Below are 20,459 nucleotides of genomic sequence, written 5' to 3' on the forward strand. Positions count from 1 at the left end.
GTTACAGCCGAACCTCTTGTTGGGCGTCCTCTTTCACTTCAGTCACCTTCTGCAGTCCGGGCGCGCGCAGCATCCGGCAGATGGCTGCGGTCAGTTCGTGGCGGTTGAGGGTATAGAAATGGAACTCCTCGACGCCGCGGGTCTGGAGGTAGCGGCATTGCTCGACGGCGGTGGCCGCCGCGACGAAACCTCGTGCGACCGGTTCGTCGTCAAGGTCGGTGAAGAGTTCAGCAAGCCAACCGGGGACCGTGGCACCGCAGAGTGCTGCAAATTCGACCGTCCGTTCAAAATTGGTGATCGGCAGGATGCCCGGAATGATAGGCTGTGAGATTCCCGCGGCCTCCGCCCGGTCGACAAACCGAAGGAAGTCCTCCGGATTGAAGAAGAATTGGGTGATGGCCTGACTGGCACCGGCGTCGAGCTTGCGTTTCAGATTGTCCAGATCAGCGTCGGCAGAGGCCGCCTGCGGATGAACTTCAGGGTAGGCGGCAACGGAGATTTTGAAGTTTCCGATGCGCTTGAGGCCGGCGACCAGATCCGATGCGTAGGCGTAGCCGTCCGGGTGCGGACGATAACGACCATCGGTCTTGGGCGGGTCGCCGCGCAGAGCCACGATGTTTCGAATTCCGGCGTCCCAATAGGCCCGTGCAACATCGTCGATTTCGCCACGGCTGGCACCGACGCAGGTCAGATGCGCAGCCGGTTCCAGGTCGGTCTTGCTGCGGATTTTCTTAACTGTCTCGAGTGTCTGCGCCTGAGTTCCACCGCCGGCACCATAGGTTACGGAGACGAAGCGTGGGGCCAAGGGTCGAAGATGATCGATGGTGTTCCAGAGTTTCTGCTCCATGGCCGGGGTCTTCGGTGGGAAGAACTCGAAGGAGACCTTCGCGATCTTATCACCGGGCGCAAAGATCGTGCGCTGGCCAGAAGTTGCAGCAGGTTTTGGAGACTGGGTCGAGGCGCTCATGGCTTCTTGGTCCTTTGGTGAAGAGTCGCTTTAGTCAGGGGCGCGTTAGCTGGAAGTGTGAAATATGAAGTGACGTCCTTTGATCAATGCACTTGATCCACCTTTGGCCGTTCCGCGGTCCAAATGCCCACTGTCAAGGGTTCGCCGGGCAGTTCGACATACTGACTGGCAATCAATCCTGCATCTGCGCACCAGTCTTTGACGTCGGCGTCACGAAAGCCGAGCCAGCGGTGAGAATGCTCGTCGCGCAGGTAGTCCAGTTCGTGCGCCTGGAAATCGACCAGGATCAGTTTGCCGCCGGGGCGCAGCGCGCGCGCTGCCTCGGCCAGCACCTCGGTGGGCGTTTCGGCGAAATGCAAAACCTGATGCAAGGTGACGGCGTCGAAGCTGCCGCTCTGAACCGGCAGCTGATACATATCGCCTTGCTTGACGGTGCAATTACGTAAGGAAGCACGCTCGATGTTCGCTCGAGCCACCATCAGCATCTCTCTGGACATGTCGATGCCGACTGCCTTTGTCACCCGGGGAGCGAACAGCTCAATCACCCGGCCGGTTCCGGTTCCAACGTCCAGCAGATCACCGATTCTCTCATCCGGGAGCAGCTCCAGGAGTTTTTGCTCAACCTCCTGCTCATCGACATAAAGCGAGCGGATCTGGTCCCACTGTTCAGCATTGCGGCGGAAGTAGTCCGATGCCCGCTCGCTGCGGGCCCGGCGAATACGCTCCAGCCGTTCAAGATCGCGGGTCAGGGTCGCGTCGTTTGAAGGGATTGCATCCACCAGCGTGCGCGCAATTTCCGCACCCGTGCCGTGTGTAGTGAGCCGGAAATAGACCCAGCTGCCTTCTCGCGACCGGTCCAGCAGGCCGCCGTCGCACAGCAATTTGAGATGCCGTGAAACCCGGGGCTGGCTCTGACCGAGGATCGACGTGAGGTCCGATACGGTCAGATCACTGTGCGCGCAGAGAGCGAGGAGGCGGAGGCGGGTGGCCTCGCCGGCGGCTTTCAGAGCGGAGAGAAGTGTTTCCATGTCGGCGATCTTCGTCGTTGGGCATTAATATTGTGCTAATGTAGATATAAAGATATCTTTATGTCAAGATCAAACAGATGAAAATCGACGCCTCAAAAAACCTCCGGATTGCCTCAAAAACCAATTGGTTCAAAGGCCTGAGGGTTATTGCAGGTCTCAGGTTTACGTCGGGCTCAACTCCGGCCGTTTTCGGAGGATCTAGGTGACGGCGTAAGCCAGAGGCAGCTTATGAAGGCGGGTTTGGCCACGAATTTGGTGCCGGGCAAGCGGTCGTTTGCTTCTGTTTTGGGGGTCGGCGTTCATGTGAGGAGACGGCGAATTGGCCGCTGGGTAGCCAAATGCGGCGTGGCTCCAGAAGCTCTGTCGCAGGAGGGCGCGGCGCCCGAAGTCATCAAATGTCCTGGATTTTGTTTGGTCGGGGAGAGAGGATTCGAACCTCCGGCCCCTACGTCCCGAACGTAGTGCTCTACCAGGCTGAGCTACTCCCCGGAGCCGCGGCGGTTATAGCTCGCTCGTGTTTATTTGGCAACGATACTGTGAAGTTGCCGTCAGAAAATCATCACGGAGTTAGAGGCCGGTTCTCAGGCGGGATTTGTCCGGCTTGAAGTCTTGGGTTGGGCGGAAAGATCCGCCCGAACTTTCTTGAACCCAATGTCCCTGGTTTGCCGGGTTCCGCGGGGACTCGGATCTGGAAAGATCTCGGTTACTTGACTTGAACGCGCGATAGCTGACTGAATTCGCTCACCCAATCCGTTCGTTGCGGCAGGGGTCAAAAAAGAAAACGGCGCAGCCTTTGTGGGCTGCGCCGTATCTTTTCGCCAGGTTCTACCGAGAGGCCCCAGGTTTACCGAGAGGGGGAGGTTACGCCGCGTACTGGTCCAGTTTGGTCATCAGGTATTCCAGATCGTCTTCGGTCATTTTGCTCGAAGGATCTTCGAATTGTGTGAGGACTCGTTCCAGGATCCGGTTGGTGAAACGGTTGCGATCGTTGCTGCCGCCGTCATAGTCGGTTTCGTTCATCAGTTCCACGCAGGCACGCACCGCCGGCAGAAGAACGATGGGAAGCTGAGCTTTTTTGTAAACTGATTCCAGTCCGAGTTTGCCGTCGTCGTGGATCAGCTTGCGGGCGTTCTTGACCGGAATCTGAGCCAACTCGGCCATGGCGTACTCGAAGAACTTGATGTCTCCAGTGCAGAGTGCACGCAGGATCAGCGAGGACGAGAGGCGCTGGCTTCGGTTGAGTTGGCGTACAAGCTGGATCAGTTCGGCATCGCTCGAACCGTCTTTCAGCAGAGTAACTGTAGCCCGTTCGCGCGCCTGGAGGATCAGGTTATGCGCCTTGTCGGAGGGCAGGTCATGGTTCTTGACCATGTAATCCTGCAATTGGTCGGTCAGCGCCGAGACCAATTGTTCGGCGATCGCAGCCGGCAAGGTTGGCCGGCGCGCCATGGAATCAGACACGGCATCGCTGTTCTTGTAGTTGTTCATGACCCGATCGAGTGCCGTCTCGTTCAGATCGGCGCCCTCGTTGGAAACCAGTCGGGCAACAGCCTTTTCGTTGCCGGTATCGATCAGGGCGTCCGCCACTGAAGAGGAAACGATGGAGCGCTGAGCAACGGCGACCTGTTTGGCGGCATCGTCACCGGATACGATTTCCACCAGGTCGTCATCCGTCAGGACATCCGAGAATTTCAGGATCGGCAAGGCAACGGAGTCAACGTCCTTCGCCATTGCCAATGCGACATCGTGCGGCAGATCGCGGCTCGTCTTTAAGTGGGCGGCCAAAGTCTCTCGAACCGAGAGTTCAACGTCTTTGACAAGCGCACGAAAGATGTCTTCGGCGATCTTACGTTCGGCTTCACCCAGTTCTTGGTCGGCGAACTGGCTGGCGATTTTCCCGGTCGTCTCAGCACGGACTTTCGGGGAAGGGTCCGCCATAAGTTTGGCGACGTCGGCTTGCGTTAGGCTGCGTGTCATGGGGCCCACTACCTGTAATCATCACTTCGCTCGGCGATAGAACCCACGGTAGTGCCGGTTCTGCACCTTGTAGCGAAAATTCGATCTCAGTATAGCGAAGGGTGAGTTAAGGCATGTTTAACACTCGAAAAGGCTGCGTTACATCTGATGCAGTGTCACTCTAACCCTATGATGCAGAAAGAGTAATCGATACCCAATCGGCGCTGACAGGGTGTCTGGAGCGGGTTCACATGGTTAGAGCAGAATCATCGGGACGACAGATCGCTTGTGGCAATGCCGTTTAACCCGGATCTACTCATGGGTCGTGATCACATTCCTGCCGTGCGGCACACTGCCCTGAATGAGCCGGGCAATTCCTTGCCGCTGCCCGGAACGGCCCTTGGCGAAGGTTAATCTCCGCGCACCACCATGACTGACATCTTGGCATGTCGCACCACGCGGGCCGCATTCGGACCGAGCAGGTAATCTTTTAGCTCAGGGCGATGTGAAGACATGACGATCAAGTCCGCCTCAGATTCGCCTGCATACTTAAGAATTTCCTCGTAGATCGTGCCATGACCAACAATGTGCCGCACAGACACATCGTCAGGCACTTTCTCCGAAACATAGGCGTGAAGCTGCTTGTTGGCTTCCTCCAACGCCTGTGCTTCGTAGTCCTTGGGAAAAAAGGAACCCACCATGCTCATGCCGAAATCCGGCACGACGGTCATGATGTGCAGCGATGCCCCTGATAATTTCGCCTGCAACAGTGAGGCTTCCAACGCTTTTTCCTGGCTCTTGGGATCGCTCAAGTCGACGGCCAGCAGGATGTTGTTAAACATGTTTTTTTGCTCCTGTTATGCCGCAGCAATGGAAAGATCTTTTTTCCGCCGGCCTCGTTGCATCATGATGATCAGGCCGAGGACGATCAGGGCCGGAATATACATCAGCTGCTTTGGAGGCTGATCTACCGGCTCAAAAACGATTCTGATCTTTTGACCAAAGTCGAGGCCGGCAGCCTGCGCTGCGCTGTCGAAAGCAGCATTGTCAACCTCGACATCTTCGCCATCGACAAGAAGCTCCAGACCGGCATTAAACAAGCGGTCTTCGCCGGTTTCACCTTCGCCCAACGGCAGGAGAGCGACGAAGCTTCGTGGTTCGCCAACTGCGTCCTCGCCATCCACTCTCAGGCGGAGTTTCTGACCGGGCGCCATCTTATCGGCGACTTGAACGATCTGGTTCGGCGCCGTCTCGATGTTTGGCGGAGAAACCATGTCCATCCAGAAACCCGGGCGGAACAAGGTAAAGGCGATCAAGAGCAAGAGAACCGATTCATAGGCACGGTTGCGGGCCAGGAAATAGCCCTGCGTTGCCGCCGCAAAGACAAGCATGGCCGCCGTTGCCGTTATGAAGACGATAATGCCGCCGACCCAGCTCACATTGATCAGAAGCAAGTCGGTGTTAAAGATGAAAAGGAACGGCAGGGCTGCGGTCCGCAAGCTGTAGAAGAACGCGACGAAACCAGTCTTGATAGGATCCCCGCCCGAAACTGCAGCTGCAGCGAAGGACGCAAGCCCGACCGGTGGCGTCACATCAGCCATAATGCCGAAATAGAACACGAAGAGATGTACCGCGATCAGAGGCACGATCAATCCGGCATCCTGTCCGAGTTGGACGATGACGGGGGCCAGCAGGGAAGAGACCACGATGTAGTTGGCCGTCGTGGGCAGTCCCATACCGAGGATTAGGCTGAGAACGGCTGTGAGCAACAACATGAGCATAATGTTGCCAAACGACAGAATCTCGACCAGTTCAGCAAGGACCAATCCGACGCCGGTTTGAGAAACGGCGCCAACGATGATGCCGGCCGTAGCTGTCGCGATGCCGATGCCGATCATGTTTCTTGCGCCGGCAATCAGTCCGTCGATCAGTTCTGACCAGCCTTGCTGCACATGACCACCGAGGCTGCTGATCCCGCGGAACATTGCAAAGAGCGGCCGTTGGGTAATCAGAATGAAAATCATGAAAGCCGTTGCCCAGAAGGCGGAAAGGCCCGGTGAGAGCCGCTCGACCATCAGGCACCAGATCAGCACGATTACAGGCAGGATAAAATGCAGTCCCGACTTCACCGTCGGTCCAACCTCCGGCAGTTCGACGACGGGTGAATCAGGATCGTCGAGTTCGAGTTCCGGGTACTTGGAGCAAAAGCGGACCAGCGTCACGTAGACAATTGCAAGCAGACCGGCAATTACGAAGCCGGCGGCATCACCTGCAAGTGGTTTGATCCAACCCAGCCCATAGTAGACCGCGATGGACAAGCCGCAGACGAGGGCGATGCCAAACGCGGTCATCACCAGGAATTTCATGAGAGGCGTTGGCGCACCGCGACGCGGCAAACCCTGCATGTCAGCCTTCATGGCTTCGAGGTGAACGATATAGACCAGCGCGATGTAGGAGATCAGCGCCGGGACAAAGGCGTGGGTGACCACTTCAAAATATGAGATCCCCACATATTCGACCATCAGGAAGGCGGCTGCCCCCATGACAGGTGGCATGATCTGGCCATTGACTGAGGAGGCAACCTCGACGGCCCCTGCTTTTTCAGGAGAGAAACCGACCCGTTTCATCATGGGAATGGTGAAGGTACCGGTTGTGACGACATTTGCGATCGAGGAGCCTGAGATCAGGCCGGTCATAGCCGAGGCGACCACAGCTGCTTTTGCGGGACCGCCGCGGTAATGACCCAGGAGCGAGAAGGCCACCTTGATGAAGTAATTCCCGGCGCCGGCCTTATCGAGCAGCGCGCCAAACAAGACGAAAAGGAAGACGAAACTGGTGGAAACACCAAGCGCGATCCCGAAGACACCTTCGGATGAGAGCCACTGATGGTAGGCAACGGCGCCAAAGCTTGCGCCCTTCCAGGCGAGAATTCCCGGCATATGCGGACCGCCGAAGGTATAGATCAGAAATACGATCGCAACGATCATCAGCGGCGGACCGAGGGCACGCCTTGTCGCCTCCAACAGGGTCACGGCACCGACGCAGGCGACGATGATGTCCGTCATATTGGGGTTGTTCGGACGCGACGAAATTTCTGTGTAAAAGAGGAAATTGTAGGCAGCTGCCAGAGCCGCGACGATCGCAAGGACCCAATCCTGAATTGGGATATGATCGCGGGGCGAGCGCTTGAGAGCGGGATAGGCCAAAAAGGCGAGAAACACTGAGAGCGCCAGATGAATGGCCCTGGACTCAGTCGTATTGAACACGCCGCCGAAAATGAAGGGAAGCGGAGAGGCGATCCAAAGCTGGAACAAAGACCAGATCAGCGCAGCACCCAGAATAATCTTGGCAGCCGGTCCGGTTGGATTTCGCGCTCCGGTATCGGTTGCGGCAACCAAGTCCTGGAGTTCGTCATCCGACATCGGAGTGCCCGTTGTCTTATCGTCGCTCATGTGTGCCCCCGGTATTTTTGCGATACGTCGTGAGTTTATTATTTTAATGAAATTCAGCTTGGCCCTCATGCTCGCCAATCACATCGGAACAGAGGGTATAAAGGAAACGGGCGGGGTCGAAGCCCCGCCCGTTCACGCTGGAATTACATCCAGCCTTTTTCCTTGTAGTACTTGACCGCGCCGTCATGCAGAGGTGCGGACAGGTTATTCTTGATCATCTTTCCCGGCTCCAGATTGGCAAATGCCGGATGCAGTTTCTTAAAGCGATCGAAGTTGTCGAACACGGCCTTCACCATCTGATAGACGGTTTCTTCGTCCGTCGCAGTGGAGGTCACGAAGGTCGCGCCGACACCAAAAGTCTCCGTATCGCTGTCGGTTCCGGTGTAGGTGCCGCCAGCAACAGTTGCCGTCGCATAGTAAGCATTGTCGTTGACCAGCTTATCGATGGCCGGGCCGGTCACCGGAACCAGAATCGACTCGCAGGAGGTCGTGGCTTCCTTGATCGAACCGCTGGGGTGTCCAACGGTGAAGACCATGGCATCGATCTTGTTGTCACAAAGTGCCTGGGACTGTTCAGCCGACTTTAACTCTGAAGCGAGCTTAAAATCGTCCATCGTCCAGCCCATTTCCTTCATGACGACTTCCATCGTGCCACGCTGACCGGAACCGGGGTTCCCGACGTTCACGCGTTTGCCCTTCAGATCTTCAAAGGTCTTAATTCCCGAATCGGCACGGGCAACCACGGTGAAGGGCTCGGGATGAACCGAGAATACAGCCCGTAAATCCTTGAAAGCGCCATCGGGGAATTTGTCCGGTGCCGTTCCATTGTAAGCATGGTACTGCCAGTCGGATTGCGCGACGCCCATGTTCAGGTCGCCGGCACGAACACCGTTGATATTGGCCACGGAACCACCCGTCGTATGGGTACACTTAATGTTGTGATTCTTGGTTCCGCGATTGACCAGACGACAGATCGAGCCGCCGACCACATAGTACACACCGGTCTGCCCGCCGGTGCCGATCGTAACGAATTTGTCTTCTGCTGACGCCGTCGACGCGCTCATGCCAAGACCGATCAGCGCGCCCATGGCGACACTTACGACCGCTGTCTTAAACGCAAATTTTCTCATTGGGTCTTTCTCCCGTTTATGACCTTGTAATTCGATTGAACCTGCTCAACAGGGCAGAGCAGCCCGCACGACACAACGCGCAGAGTCGTGTTCGCCGAGCCGAAGCAAGCTGTTGATTTTTCTGCATTCCCTGCACCCAGTTTTGTTGTTTACGCATCTTGTTTGTGTGCGCTTGTTTACCAATTTGAACATACTTCCCCAGGCGTGCGCCAGTCCTAAGTATGTTGCACTGCATTCAGCCATACGGCGAAGCCTATACCACCTTGGCGATCAGGCTTGTCGAAGTCGGCACGCCTGCAGAGAGTAAAAGTCGTCTCGATAGTGATTGAATTTAACCAGCTCCCCATTGCCACCCTGCGGCAGCCTCTGTAGGAATGAAGGCTTGCTCCCTATAGGTGTCGCGCGAGACGAGAATTCTGCAAAGAGCTCTGATCGTCGATTGGAGGGGGACGGTGCGAGGGATGATCGCCCTCGTGTATGCAAAAAAATAGGATTCCGATTTCGATCAAATTCTTCGTGGGGACTATCTGACACTATGGATCTAAAACAACACATTCGCTCCATTCCGGATTTCCCGAAACCCGGAATTCTGTTTTACGACATTTCGACGCTCTTAGCGCATCCGAAGGCTTGGCAGGCGACGGTCGAGCGCCTTGCCGATGCGGTTATGGAACACAAGCCCGACATTCTTGCAGGGATCGAGTCGCGTGGCTTCCTCGTTGCGGCACCCCTTGCGCTGAAACTCGGATTGGGCTTCGCGATGGTCCGCAAGAAAGGCAAGCTGCCTGGCAAAACCATCCCCTACACCTACGACCTTGAATATGGTTCGGACACGATCGAGGTCCAGGCGGATGCTTTCCATCCCGGACAACGGGTTGTTCTGCTCGACGATCTGCTGGCGACCGGCGGTACAATGAGAGCTGCGGCCGAATTACTGCGTCAAAGCGGTGCGGACGTTCGTGCTGCTGCCTGCATCATCGAGCTGGCTTTTTTGAAGGGGCGTGAAGGCCTCGATATGCCTGTGACAACCTTGATCCAGTACGACGACTGAATCCAGCGAACTGTAATTCGGTCATCAAAGACCGAAGCGGGGTTCGAGCTCTGCGTTTGTCATATCGTGCGTGAAGGCCTCCGCGAAAGCCAGCAACGCCATATCGGCGTTGCGCCCGGCGATCAGTGATAGGCCCACCGGACACCCGGAAACCGTTGCCAGGGGCAGAGTGACCTGAGGCAGCCCGCTCAATCCGGCGATGGAATTCAGGCTCAATACGCTTCCGCGGTGCTCCAGCAAGGATTCGGTGCTTGCGGAAACCAGCGGTGCAATCCCTGGCGTGCTGGGCAGGCAGAGCAGTGTGTCGGCCGGTATTATAGCATCGATCCTAGCCGTGAATTCTTGCCGCGCAGTTGAAGCATCGGCGGCTTCTCCAGGGTCGACCGATTGTGCCCAGGCAAAGCGCTCGGCTATCTCAGGCCCGAACGCAGGTTTTTGCGCCTCGATCCAGTCGCCGTGAACTCGCCAGATCTCGCTCGCCTGAATCTTTCGGAAGCGCCACATCCATTCGCCCAGTCCTCCGCCGGGTTCACCCAGGATCATGCCTTTTCCTGCAGTCAGGCGGGCTTCCAGCTTCTGGACGAAAGGTTCTAAAGCTGTGCGGACGTCGGGTTCCGCGAGCGCAAAGGCGTCTTCGGCGATCAGAAGATGGGTTGGTGCTGCCGTGCTGTCCACCGCTTCCTCGAACAGCACCTCGCCCACACGGCGCAGCAATTCTGCGTCGCGCGTGAACCACCCGACAGTATCGAAACTCGGCGCCAACGGCATTACATTATCCAGCGGAATACGGCCATGGGTCGGACGCAGGCCGTAGAGGCCACAATAGCTGGCGGGTGTGCGGATCGAACCGCCGGTATCGCTGCCCAAAGCGGTATCGACCAGTCCGCCGGCCACAGCAGACGCGGACCCGCTCGACGAGCCGCCCGGGATCCGGCCAGGCGCGTTCGAGTTGGAAGGCGTGCCGTAGTGATGATTCTGACCGTTCAGGCTGTACGCCAGCTCGTCCGTAATGGTTTTGCCGACCAGATAGGCGCCGGCATCGAGCAAGCGTTGGACCGCTGGTGCCGTCATGGTGGCGGCGGCATGACTCTGTGCCCAATCAGGATTTCCACACCCGGTCACGTGACCGGCAATGTCGTAAATATCCTTTGCGGCGAAGGTGACACCGCGCAAGGGACCGTCGTCCGCACCGGCTAAGTTGACATTGCTGTCAGGTAGGAAGGCACCCAGACTGTCGATCATTTTTTACGTCCGCTGTCAGCCCGGAAGGACTGGTTTCTGTGGTTTGGGCAGAACCGCATCGAACTCGCGCGCAGTCCAGGCGAAACCAAAGCTTCAGCTTTTCGCTCTGACTGTCAAGCGTGGTGCCGACTGGGACAGGTGCTATCTTTTGCCGCGCAGCAGAGGACCTTTCAAACGATCAGATGCGGGTCTTTTCCAAATCCGAATCGTCTTCATTTTTCGGCTTTGCGGTGCTGCGTTTACGCCGGATAATGATGTCGCCGTTTTCGTTGATTTCCGGTAGCTCGTATTGCGGGATGCGCTCAATCAGCAGGTTGAGCGACCGCATCATCAATTCGACGCTTTCCCGGGCCAGTTCGCTGGGGTCTTTTTCGTCCTGCGCCTGAGCCGATGGCAATCCCATGAGCAGGACGCAAGCCGTCAAACTTAAGATTAAAAGTCCGCGACGCATGGCGAAGAGATCCTTTCCTGGATAAGGCAAAATGCCTGCCGTGGGGCGTTGCGCGAATATACAGACCTGAAACCTAGTTATCAAACGTGGCAATATTGGGGCGTCATGGTAAATCGCAGGGCTCGACATCCAATCCCGGACATGCCAGAAGACCGGCCGATTCATACCAAGTGCAGAACCTTTGAGGCCATGGAAACTGGGGGGAAGATATGAGCAATCACGGCGCCGTCGCTTGCGGTCACCCCGCAACTGCCGCCGCGGTCGAAGAAATATTGTCGGACGGTGGAAATGCCTTCGATGCCGTGCTTGCCGGTCTTGCCGCTTCCTGTGTTGCCGAGCCGATTTTCTCTTCGCTCGCTGGAGGGGGCTTCCTCCTGGCACGCCCTGCGGACGGTTCTGCAACGGTTTATGATTTTTTTGTGGATACGCCGGGGCGGAGGCGGCCGGCGGAAGAGACGTCGTTTTACCCGATTCATGCGGATTTCGGCACGGCGACGCAAGAATTCCACATCGGACTGGGTTCCGCTGCAACACCCGGGCAGATCAAGGGCCTTTTCAGGGTCCATAAGGACCTCGGAAGTGTCCCCCTTAAGCGCATTTTGGAGCCCGCCATCCGGCTCGCCCGCGAGGGCGTGGTGCTGCGGCCCGTGGACGCCTACCTGATCGAGGTGGTCTCGCCTATTCTTGTTGCGGAAGCCGAGGCCCGCGCGCTTTACACGAAGGACGACGGCGCGCTCATAACGACGGGCGACCGCCAGCGGCAGCCGAACCTGGCGGATAGTTTCGAGGCTCTGCTGCGCGAAGGCGAAGACCTGCTCTACGGCGGCGGCGATCTGGGCCGTCTCCTCCTCGAAGGCTGTGCAGACCAGGGCGGGCACCTGACGCAGGAAGATCTCTCCGGATACGACGTCAAGTGCCGGCAGCCGATCGCACGGCGTTACCGCGACGCGGAGATACTGACCAATCCGCCGCCGTCCGCAGGCGGCATTTTGATTGGCTTTGCCCTCGAACTCCTGTCCTCGATGGAAGCGGAGACGCAGGACGAGGGTGCCCGGCTCACGTCGCTGGGGCGGGTGATGGCCCTGACCAACCGGGCCAGGATGCAGACCGCGCTCGACCAGAACCTTAATGTCGAGGGGGAAGCGGCCCGGCGGCTCTATGCACCGGATCTGCTGGCGCGTTACCGCGCGGAAGTCGCCGCAGCGCCACGGGCGGACCGGGGCACCACGCACATCAGCGTGGTGGACGCCGAGGGCAACGTCGCGGCGATGTCACTGTCCAATGGCGAGGGCTGCGGCCACATTCTGCCGGGCACCGGTGTGATGCTGAACAACATGCTGGGTGAAGAAGATCTCAATCCCGGAGGAATGAGCGGCTGGCAGGAAGGATGCAGAATGTCGTCGATGATGGCGCCGACCGTCGCAACCCGAGGCGACGGCAGCCTGATCGGACTCGGCTCCGGCGGCTCCAACCGCATCCGTACCGCGATCCTGCAGGTTCTCATCAATCTGATCGACCGCGGCCTGCCTTTGCGCGAGGCAGTCGAAGCACCCAGGCTGCATGTCGAGGGCGGCGTTGCCAATCTGGAGGGCGGCCTGGAGGCGCCTGATGTGGCAGGCATGGGCGATCTAGTCACACGGGCCTTGAACTGGCCCGAGCACAACCTCTTCTTTGGCGGTGTCCACTCCGTGCACCGTGCGGCAAACGGCGCTCTATCCGCCGCGGGCGATCCAAGGCGGGGCGGGGCGGCGCGTGTTCTCTAGAGTGGTTCCTGGTTATACCAAGGAGCGTTGATGTTAGACGGAATCACAGGTGATCTGTCATCCCGGTGAAACGACGCCAATCAAGTGAGGCGGAGCGGATTCAGGGCTTCCTGAAGACCGCCTGAACAACCTCGATAACACCATCTTCGAGCGCCTGTAACAGATTATCGGTCATAAGCTTGAAGTCCGGTCCGAAGGTCTGTTGCGCGCCCATCGGCGGCGGCACGCGGCCGGTCTGTTCACTCGTGGGCAGGGCCTGACGACGGGACGCGGTGTCCCATATTTTCGCCTCCTGCGTTTTATCCTGCCAAGCGACCTGCTGTAGGCCTCTGTCCAGGATGCAGTGCCGGAGAGCGTCGGCGTCCAGCAGGTGATTCCATCTTGGTTCCGGTGCCCAGGGCAGGGGGAATTGAAGCGCGCCTGAACCACTCGCAACAATGTCGTTGATGGCGAGCTTCCCGCCGGGCTTCAGCACACGGACGATTTCGCGGTAAAGCGCATTTTTGTCCGCAACGTTTACCGCGACGTCCTGGCTCCAAACGGCGTCGAAGCTGTTGTCGGCGAAGGGCAGGGAAAGCGCGTTACCGCAAAGAAAATGCAGCGACCATTGAAGCCCGGTCTCCGTACCCAGCGCACGGGCCGTCTGACAGTAGACCTCGGTCAGATCCAATCCTACGACCTCGCAGGCATATTCCTCGGCAAGCAACCGGGCCGAGCCGCCGATTCCGCTGCCCAGATCCAGGATCTTCGTGCCGGCCCGGGGCGACAGCAGGTGGGCCAAGTCTTCGCTCGCCCGGCGGCCGCCGACATGAAACTGATCCAGCGCCGCCAGATCGCCGCCTCTCAATGCCGAAGACGTAAGGCCCGCGTCGGAGAGGGCTGCCAGCAAGCGTTGGGTCAGAACGCCGAAGCGGGCGTAGTGCGAATGAACTAGATCCATCATGACACCATCCATCGCCACAGGTTTGGAGTCAGGCTGGATCCGTAACAACTGCTTTTACCCGCAGACCGCGAATCCCAAGACTGACAAGCAGATCCAAGTGTGAAAAACTATCTGGTCGGCGACAAGTGCCAAATTGGCCGTTTTCTGGAGGTTGGGATTATGACGGAAAATCAACTCGTAACAGGGCAAAGGAGCCTATCGCTGCGCCGAGGCCTCGCTGCGCTGGCACTCGCCGCCTCCCTGGGGATTGGAGGAGCGCAGGCTCAGGACCCACAACCGGAGAGCGGGACGGGGCGCCTATCGAAAGAATCGGTGGCTGCGAAGGACTTCATGGTTTCCGCCGCAAATCCGCTCGCCGCCCAGGCGGGCTACGATGTTCTCAAAGCCGGTGGCACGGCCATCGACGCCGCGGTTGCCGTACAGATGATGCTCAATCTCGTCGAGCCTCAATCGTCCGGAATCGGTGGCGGCGCCTTTCTGCTTTACTGGGATGCGACTACCAAGACGCTTGAAACCTATGACGGCCGCGAGAAAGCACCTGCCGCAGCGACACCTGAGTATTTTCTCAAGGAAGACGGGACGCCCAAAGGCTTCTGGGAGGCTGTGGTCGGCGGCCGTTCAGTCGGCGTACCGGGCACCCTGCGGCTTTTTGAAGTTGCGCACGGCAAGCACGGTAAGACCTCCTGGAGCGACCTGTTACAACCGGCTATCGGTTTGGCGGACGCCGGCTTTGAAATTTCTCCGCGCATGGCAAAATCGATCGCGGGCGCTCAGGAAAAGGGACTGGATAAATTCCCCGTTGCAAAGGCCTACTTCTTCAAGGATGACGGCACGCCCAAGGAGGCCGGAAGCCTGCTGAAGAACCCTGAGTTCGCGGCTACCCTGCGGGCGGTTGCCGAAGGCGGCGCGGATGTTTTCTATAAAGGCGATATCGCCAAGGACATCGTGGCTGCGGTTGCTGCGACGACTGAAAATCCGGGCATCCTGACGCTTGAGGATTTTGCCAACTACGACGTTAAACAGCGGGACCCTGTCTGTACGGACTATCGTGCTCACAAAGTTTGCGGCATGGGGCCGCCGACCTCGGGTGGGCTGACGGTCGGTCAGATTCTGAACATACTGAGCCACTTCGATCTGCCCGCGATGGGACCGGGGCCGGAAGCCGCGCATCTCTTTGCCGAGGCCGGTAAGCTGGCCTATGCCGACCGCGGGCTCTATATGGCGGATAGCGACTTTGTGCGCATGCCGACCAAGGGATTGCTGGATGCCGATTACCTTTCGGACCGCGCCGGCCTGATCAAGCGCGACGGCGCCATGGGCAAGGCTTCGCCCGGCACGCCGCCTTGGAAGGACGCAGCCCTCCGGTCGCCGGATGAAGGCCTGGAACGTCCGGGTACCAGCCATTTTGTGATCCGTGACAGCTATGGCAACGCGGTCTCCATGACTACCACCATCGAAACCGGCTTCGGCAGCCGGGTGATGGTGCGCGGCTTCCTGCTTAACAATGAGCTGACCGACTTTTCCCGTGCGCCGGAAAAAGATGGCAAGGTGATTGCTAATCGGGTCGAGGGCGGCAAACGCCCGCGCAGCTCCATGGCGCCGACTATCGTCTTTGACGCGGATGGTGAACCGGTTCTGCTGATCGGCTCGCCGGGCGGCAGCCGGATCATCAACTATGTCGCCAAGACCCTGGTTGCCGTTCTCGACTGGGAGATGGATATCCAGAAGGCGATCGACCTGGGGCACTTCGTCAACCGCAACGGGGCCACCGACCTGGAGCAGGGGACCGATGCCGAGGCCTACAAGGAAACGCTGGAAGGCCTTGGTCATGAGGTTAAGGTCCGCGACCTTAACAGCGGCCTGCACGGCATTGTCATTGCCAAGGATAAATTGGTCGGTGGTGCAGATCCCCGGCGCGAAGGGATGGTGCTAGGCGACTGACGCCTTCAGGTAAGTTCATAGAGCTTTCGCTGGGGTTGGTCTCACTGCTGTCGGGGCTTGACGTCGGGCGGCTGTGAAGGCCAACTGCGGCCCTATGAACGCAAGTGGAATCACTCTGTCGCTGGAAGAGGTTGCCGCCGGTGGTAAGGCGGCGCTGGCACGCGCCTTGGCGCAGCTCGAGCGGCGACCTGATGCAGCCGAAAGCCTCTCGCTTTTAAGCGATGCCTACGCTGCGCCGCGCGCGCATGTCATTGGCTTGACCGGGCCGCCCGGCGTCGGCAAATCGACTTTGATGGGCGCCCTGATCGAAGCCCTGCGCGCGGACGGGCGGACCGTGGGTGTTATCGCGGTTGACCCTTCGTCCACGCGCTCGGGCGGTGCTTTGCTGGGTGACCGGGTCCGGCTGTCGCGCGAGACCGTCGATGAAGGGGTTTTCGTCCGCTCCATGGCGGCGCGGGACCGGCTCGGCGGCCTGGCCGATCTGACCATTGCCGCCATGGTTCTGATGCGCGCGGTCTTCGACGTGGTTCTGATCGAGACGGTCGGCGTCGGCCAGTCGGAGACCGATGTTGCCAGCGTGGCCGATACGGTGGTGTTCTGCGTTCAGCCGGGCTCTGGCGATTCCCTTCAATTCATGAAGGCGGGTATTGTCGAAATCCCGCATATTGCCCTGGTTACCAAGGCAGATATGGGAAAGGCGGCGCAGCGTGCACTCGCAGATCTCAAAGGGGCATTGTCTCTTACTGAACAGCCGAAAGAGCAGTGGAAAGTAGCCGTCATGTCGATCGCTGCGGCCGAGCGGAGAGGCCTCGACGACTTTATCGAAACCTTGGACCGGCATCTCGCATGGCTTCGAGAAACCGGAGGACTTGCGGCTGTACGTCACAGCCAGGCCGAGCTCTGGCTGCGCGCCGCGGTGCGCGACCGCTTCGGCCGTGAGGGCTTACGAAAGGCAGGGACTCTAAAGTTGCCTGCGGCCGCGTCACCCTTTGACCGCATGGGTGAGCTCATCCCTGATTTGATGAAGTGACGGATCCCGTCGGCTCAGTAAGGGCAGGACCGGTTAATCCGGTGGGATCGAATGACGGCAACGCGCCCAAAGAGATAGATGTGGCGTCTCGCACGAAGAGCCGCTTACGTCCAAATCATGTGAGTCAATTTTGTGATCTGATAGTCGCGGATAGACTATCTTCCGCCCTCACGACCCATGCCGGAGTTATCGAGACCGCCAGACGGGGCTTCGGCATGCGCCACAAAGAAAGTGTTCACGCTGACCATGCAGTGTCTTCGTCCATCGGATAGTTCGGGCGCGGCAGATGCGTGAACGGCCAGCGGTCATGGACCGGCGACGTCAGGCCGCCCGTGTCAACTTCGAAGACCTCGCTCGGAGAGAACCAGTTGGAAAACCCGGCCCGGAAGTGACCTCGGGATTTGACGACGACTGTCCGGGCAGACGTGATGTCCAGTCCGAACATGTGGAAGAACACCGGGTCGGCGGTCTGCGTGCGATCGGTAATGACCACCACGGTGATACCGCCGATGCGAAGCGCTGCGGACGGCCCGAGAGCCAGTCGTCGCCCCGCCGTCATGCCCCGTTCGCCGACCACATCCCCGTCATGAAGCGCCAGGACCTCTGCGTCGGCCTCGAAGGGCAGATCCCATTTCGCCCAGGAAACCGTCGTATCGCAGGACCGGTTAAAGCGCGCTTTGAACCGATTGCCGACACCTACGCGGTGCGCTTCGCTCGCAAGCTCGGGGTCGCAGAAAGACCCAAAAAGACAGTTTGAGACGCCAGCCGCGTGAAGGGCTGCCAATAGCTCTGTCGTCCGACCACTTCCTCCGCCGCCGGGATTGTCGCCTGCATCAGAGAAAATCACGGGCGCCCGGTCTTGGCCCGAAGCTTGGCCCGAAGAAATCGCCACGGCTTCCTCGATGGAGGTCAATTGCCGAACAAAGTCCTTGCGCAAGGACCAGGCCATGTCGGCCAACTCAACCGCCAGAGCATTGGCCGCGTGCGCGTCTTCACGTGCTGTGACAACAATGCTCAGGCCATTATCGGGTGTGTCCGAGAAAAGGAAATTGCCAAAGACAGACACGTTGAGAACCTCACCCCGATACTCGGCCTGTCTTCGCTGACCGAGGTCGATCAAGGTGCCATAGGGGTGCTCGGCGCTTAAGAGTGTGACCGATGCCGGCACGAGAGGCAGTTTGACATGCGCGATCCTGGGTCGAACGCCCGACGCCAATATCCGTCGAAGCGAAAAGGCGATCTCCTCGCCGCGTTCAATTTGATCCACGTGAGGATTAGTTCGATAGCCGACGATCAAGTCACAAGCCTCGACCATGCGTTCAGAGATGTTCGCGTGTAGATCAAGCGTTGCAGCGATCGGCACATCCGGTCCAACAACGCCGCGTATGCGTGACATCAACAAACCGTCGGGGTCATGGTCGTGTTCGGCCACCATCGCACCGTGATTGCATATGTAGACCGCATCAACCGGACCAGCCGCACGTAGCATGTCTTCCGACGTCGCGATAACCTCTTCGATAACGGCCTTGCGTACCGGACCTGCCGGATGGCTGGCCGCCAACATGCACGGCACCGGCGTCCAGTCTCCCGTGGCATCCATCGCGCGGACAAACGCGGCGAATTCTGTCGCAAGCTTCGGGGTCGTGGCGCGGGCCTCGGACAGCAAAGCATCGCCAGCGAGCCAAGTCAGCGACGTGAAGTCGACCAACTCGGCCGGGGGTGCAAAGCGATTTGACTCGAGAATTGCACCAAGAAGGGCGATTTTCGGAGGTGTCATGCGTGAGCCCTTTGGAAGTGATGCGCAAAGTGAGGAAACATGGGCAGATGTAAACGGTCAAGAGCTTACGCGGCCCTTCAAACCATAGGCGCCAAAGGCTGCTTCGTCCGCACTGCCGTCATTGGTTCAAAGTGCAACGAGCTTCCGCTGTGAGCCCATTTTACCGATCTTCTGCAACGCGGCGAATGGCTTCTATCATGGGTGAGGAAAAAACCTTCAACTACTGCTTTGGTTTTTTAACAAGGATTGTGGTGGTGCAAAACAAGGCAGGTACGTCACACTCCGCAAACGAGCCTTTGCTGCGCGGCCCCTAGGCCTGGCATGCGAACAATGCGTTTTTGTCGCCCGTGTAACCTGCGTTATCCGTCTCGTCCGGGTTCGGCTGGATCGTTGGAGAACAGTGCGATCTTGTTGCCTTGAGGGTCGCGGAGGTAGCCAACATAAAAATGAGGTCCATAGGAGTCACGGAAACCCGGCTGGCCCTCGTCAAAGCCGCCTGCGGCAAGCGCGGCGGAGTGAAGGTCACGAACCTGCTTTTGACTGCGAGCCTCGAATGCGATCATAGCACCGTTCCCAGCCGAGGCCGGACGTCCATCGAAGGGTGGTTTAACGTAGAAATCCGGCAGAGCGGCAGATTGACCCGGTTGTTCGGGCAACGCGTAGCTTAGACCCTCAGGACCCTCCTTCAGCCCGTAATCAAGAGCTGGCAGGAACGCAGAGTAAAACCGTTTCGCGCTAGCGATGTCATCAGCGCCGACGGTGACGTAGGCAATCATGCTGCGCGTTCCTTTCCGGAAGTTTGGTTATTGTAACGAGTTTACTGCATTATGGTTGGCCAGCACACAATTCGGCTCAATAACCGCTACACGAAACGACGCATGATCGACCATTTAGGCGTATTGCGGCTAGGGGCTTGAAGTAGTCATTCGTACGCTGGCAAAATCACACCGAAAACGACCGTTTGTTGAACGTCTCCCCCAAAGCCGACATTGGTGCAATTGCAGCGAAAGCTCACGTTGTCCGCACTGCCGTCATTGGTTTAAAGTGCAACGAACTTCCGCTTTGAGCCCATAGTGACAGATGCCGCAGAGGTCACGAATGCCGTCGAAGCGCAAAAGCGGTCCTATAGCGCTTTGCGAAAATAGACGACACGCTCGGTTTCCTCGAAGCCCAAGGCCGTGTGAAACGCGTGGCTTGTCACATTGTCGAGATGTGCGTCGGATGCGAGCTCAGAGCATCCCTGCTGATGCGCCCAGGACTGGACCGACTTCAACAAATTCCTGCCGATGCCAGCCCCCCGATCTGTGGGGCGTACAAAGATACCTTCCAGGAAAGCGACCGGTGAAGTCTTACATCCGTTTACGTAATCGTAGCGTAACGCGGCCTCGGCAAATGCACGAATGCCGTTTCCATCGACAACATCCAAGAAGGCGACGAATTCACCAGATGGCCTAGCGAGCATCGTCACAGCTTCGTCCAGGTGTTGGTCATATGCCATGTCTTTCCAAAGCTGGATGCGGAGCTCAGCCCAATCTTCGATATCCAAAGAAGTCGCGATCCGTATTGGCATAGCTCGATTTAGACCGGTTTCTGGAATGTCCGCAAATCGGTATGAGCTGACGCGATCTCACTCAGTTGGGATGTCAGCTTTGTCCGGATACCGTTGAAAAAGTCGCTTCTGGTGATGACTTGATTGTATAGGCGCGTTGGCCCGTTTCGCTTTTCATG

The 20,459-nt window shown here is 58.3% G+C and carries 16 protein-coding genes and 1 tRNA gene; 4 read left to right on the plus strand and 13 right to left on the minus strand.

Annotated elements, in window-relative coordinates:
• Position 1: 1 nt before the first annotated feature.
• From metF to QMZ18_RS13480, 7 genes are all read right to left on the minus strand, one after another.
• Positions 2-967, minus strand: coding sequence for a methylenetetrahydrofolate reductase [NAD(P)H] (gene metF / locus QMZ18_RS13450; protein ID WP_282606805.1), 966 nt, complete (start codon positions 965-967; stop codon positions 2-4).
• An 83-nt stretch (positions 968-1,050) separates the two neighbouring features.
• Positions 1,051-1,995 carry a metalloregulator ArsR/SmtB family transcription factor gene (locus QMZ18_RS13455; RefSeq protein ID WP_282606806.1) on the minus strand — a complete coding sequence of 315 codons (945 nt, stop codon included), beginning with the start codon at positions 1,993-1,995 and terminating at the stop codon, positions 1,051-1,053.
• Between the two features lie 412 nt (positions 1,996-2,407).
• Positions 2,408-2,484, minus strand: a tRNA-Pro gene (locus QMZ18_RS13460).
• Between the two features lie 372 nt (positions 2,485-2,856).
• Entirely contained in the window at positions 2,857-3,972 is a 1,116-nt protein-coding gene (locus QMZ18_RS13465; RefSeq protein WP_282606807.1) for a DUF2336 domain-containing protein, read from the minus strand.
• A gap of 389 nt (positions 3,973-4,361) precedes the next feature.
• Complete coding sequence (locus QMZ18_RS13470) at positions 4,362-4,793, minus strand: universal stress protein (RefSeq protein WP_282606808.1); 432 nt, start codon at positions 4,791-4,793, stop codon at positions 4,362-4,364.
• Positions 4,794-4,808: 15 nt separating this feature from the next.
• Positions 4,809-7,403: a TRAP transporter permease gene (locus QMZ18_RS13475; protein WP_282606809.1), complete on the minus strand. Its 2,595-nt coding sequence runs from the start codon at positions 7,401-7,403 to the stop codon at positions 4,809-4,811.
• A gap of 143 nt (positions 7,404-7,546) precedes the next feature.
• The gene (locus tag QMZ18_RS13480) at positions 7,547-8,533 is read right to left on the minus strand and encodes a TAXI family TRAP transporter solute-binding subunit (protein WP_322097206.1); all 987 of its coding nucleotides are present in this window, start codon (positions 8,531-8,533) and stop codon (positions 7,547-7,549) included.
• A 535-nt stretch (positions 8,534-9,068) separates the two neighbouring features.
• On the opposite strand from QMZ18_RS13480, the gene QMZ18_RS13485 reads away from it, so the two are divergent.
• The gene (locus tag QMZ18_RS13485) at positions 9,069-9,584 is read left to right on the plus strand and encodes an adenine phosphoribosyltransferase (protein WP_282606810.1); all 516 of its coding nucleotides are present in this window, start codon (positions 9,069-9,071) and stop codon (positions 9,582-9,584) included.
• 24 nt (positions 9,585-9,608) lie between these two features.
• Here the strand turns inward: QMZ18_RS13485 and QMZ18_RS13490 are convergent, their stop codons facing one another.
• On the minus strand, positions 9,609-10,826 hold the full coding sequence (locus QMZ18_RS13490; protein WP_282606811.1) for an amidase: 1,218 nt from the start codon (positions 10,824-10,826) through the stop codon (positions 9,609-9,611).
• Between the two features lie 178 nt (positions 10,827-11,004).
• A complete protein-coding gene (locus tag QMZ18_RS13495; RefSeq protein ID WP_282606812.1) occupies positions 11,005-11,277 on the minus strand; it encodes a hypothetical protein in 273 nt (90 codons plus the stop codon).
• 209 nt (positions 11,278-11,486) lie between these two features.
• Here QMZ18_RS13495 and QMZ18_RS13500 point away from each other — a divergent pair, with 209 nt between their 5' ends.
• Positions 11,487-13,040: a gamma-glutamyltransferase gene (locus QMZ18_RS13500; protein ID WP_282606813.1), complete on the plus strand. Its 1,554-nt coding sequence runs from the start codon at positions 11,487-11,489 to the stop codon at positions 13,038-13,040.
• Positions 13,041-13,140: 100 nt separating this feature from the next.
• On the opposite strand, the gene QMZ18_RS13505 is transcribed toward QMZ18_RS13500, so the two are convergent.
• Positions 13,141-13,983 (minus strand): class I SAM-dependent methyltransferase, encoded by an 843-nt coding sequence (locus QMZ18_RS13505; RefSeq protein WP_282606814.1) that lies wholly within the window; start codon positions 13,981-13,983, stop codon positions 13,141-13,143.
• A gap of 159 nt (positions 13,984-14,142) precedes the next feature.
• On the opposite strand from QMZ18_RS13505, the gene ggt reads away from it, so the two are divergent.
• Entirely contained in the window at positions 14,143-15,924 is a 1,782-nt protein-coding gene (gene ggt / locus QMZ18_RS13510) for a gamma-glutamyltransferase (protein WP_282606815.1), read from the plus strand.
• 94 nt (positions 15,925-16,018) lie between these two features.
• Complete coding sequence (meaB, locus tag QMZ18_RS13515) at positions 16,019-16,954, plus strand: methylmalonyl Co-A mutase-associated GTPase MeaB (RefSeq protein ID WP_282606816.1); 936 nt, start codon at positions 16,019-16,021, stop codon at positions 16,952-16,954.
• A gap of 235 nt (positions 16,955-17,189) precedes the next feature.
• On the opposite strand, the gene QMZ18_RS13520 is transcribed toward meaB, so the two are convergent.
• The 3 genes from QMZ18_RS13520 to aac(6') all read right to left on the minus strand — a co-directional run bounded on the left by QMZ18_RS13520 (position 17,190) and on the right by aac(6') (position 20,301).
• Complete coding sequence (locus QMZ18_RS13520) at positions 17,190-18,731, minus strand: M81 family metallopeptidase (protein ID WP_282606817.1); 1,542 nt, start codon at positions 18,729-18,731, stop codon at positions 17,190-17,192.
• 359 nt (positions 18,732-19,090) lie between these two features.
• Positions 19,091-19,507: a VOC family protein gene (locus tag QMZ18_RS13525; RefSeq protein ID WP_282606818.1), complete on the minus strand. Its 417-nt coding sequence runs from the start codon at positions 19,505-19,507 to the stop codon at positions 19,091-19,093.
• A gap of 347 nt (positions 19,508-19,854) precedes the next feature.
• Complete coding sequence (aac(6'), locus tag QMZ18_RS13530; RefSeq protein ID WP_322097207.1) at positions 19,855-20,301, minus strand: aminoglycoside 6'-N-acetyltransferase; 447 nt, start codon at positions 20,299-20,301, stop codon at positions 19,855-19,857.
• Between the last annotated feature and the right edge of the window lie 158 nt (positions 20,302-20,459).

The sequence above is a fragment of the Pelagibius sp. Alg239-R121 genome (assembly GCF_947331435.1).
Taxonomy (GTDB): domain Bacteria; phylum Pseudomonadota; class Alphaproteobacteria; order Kiloniellales; family Kiloniellaceae; genus Denitrobaculum.

Bases quoted from the DNA above. Each gene is read 5' to 3' on its own strand.
- QMZ18_RS13475 (WP_282606809.1), bottom strand. From the start codon at position 7,403: ATGAGCGACGATAAGACAACGGGCACTCCGATGTCGGATGACGAACTC.
- QMZ18_RS13485 (WP_282606810.1), top strand. From the start codon at position 9,069: ATGGATCTAAAACAACACATTCGCTCCATTCCGGATTTCCCGAAACCC.
- QMZ18_RS13455 (WP_282606806.1), bottom strand. From the start codon at position 1,995: ATGGAAACACTTCTCTCCGCTCTGAAAGCCGCCGGCGAGGCCACCCGC.
- QMZ18_RS13480 (WP_322097206.1), bottom strand. From the start codon at position 8,533: ATGAGAAAATTTGCGTTTAAGACAGCGGTCGTAAGTGTCGCCATGGGC.
- QMZ18_RS13525 (WP_282606818.1), bottom strand. From the start codon at position 19,507: ATGATTGCCTACGTCACCGTCGGCGCTGATGACATCGCTAGCGCGAAA.
- QMZ18_RS13495 (WP_282606812.1), bottom strand. From the start codon at position 11,277: ATGCGTCGCGGACTTTTAATCTTAAGTTTGACGGCTTGCGTCCTGCTC.
- QMZ18_RS13520 (WP_282606817.1), bottom strand. From the start codon at position 18,731: ATGACACCTCCGAAAATCGCCCTTCTTGGTGCAATTCTCGAGTCAAAT.
- QMZ18_RS13490 (WP_282606811.1), bottom strand. From the start codon at position 10,826: ATGATCGACAGTCTGGGTGCCTTCCTACCTGACAGCAATGTCAACTTA.
- meaB (WP_282606816.1), top strand. From the start codon at position 16,019: ATGAACGCAAGTGGAATCACTCTGTCGCTGGAAGAGGTTGCCGCCGGT.
- metF (WP_282606805.1), bottom strand. From the start codon at position 967: ATGAGCGCCTCGACCCAGTCTCCAAAACCTGCTGCAACTTCTGGCCAG.
- QMZ18_RS13465 (WP_282606807.1), bottom strand. From the start codon at position 3,972: ATGACACGCAGCCTAACGCAAGCCGACGTCGCCAAACTTATGGCGGAC.
- ggt (WP_282606815.1), top strand. From the start codon at position 14,143: ATGACGGAAAATCAACTCGTAACAGGGCAAAGGAGCCTATCGCTGCGC.
- QMZ18_RS13470 (WP_282606808.1), bottom strand. From the start codon at position 4,793: ATGTTTAACAACATCCTGCTGGCCGTCGACTTGAGCGATCCCAAGAGC.
- QMZ18_RS13505 (WP_282606814.1), bottom strand. From the start codon at position 13,983: ATGATGGATCTAGTTCATTCGCACTACGCCCGCTTCGGCGTTCTGACC.
- QMZ18_RS13500 (WP_282606813.1), top strand. From the start codon at position 11,487: ATGAGCAATCACGGCGCCGTCGCTTGCGGTCACCCCGCAACTGCCGCC.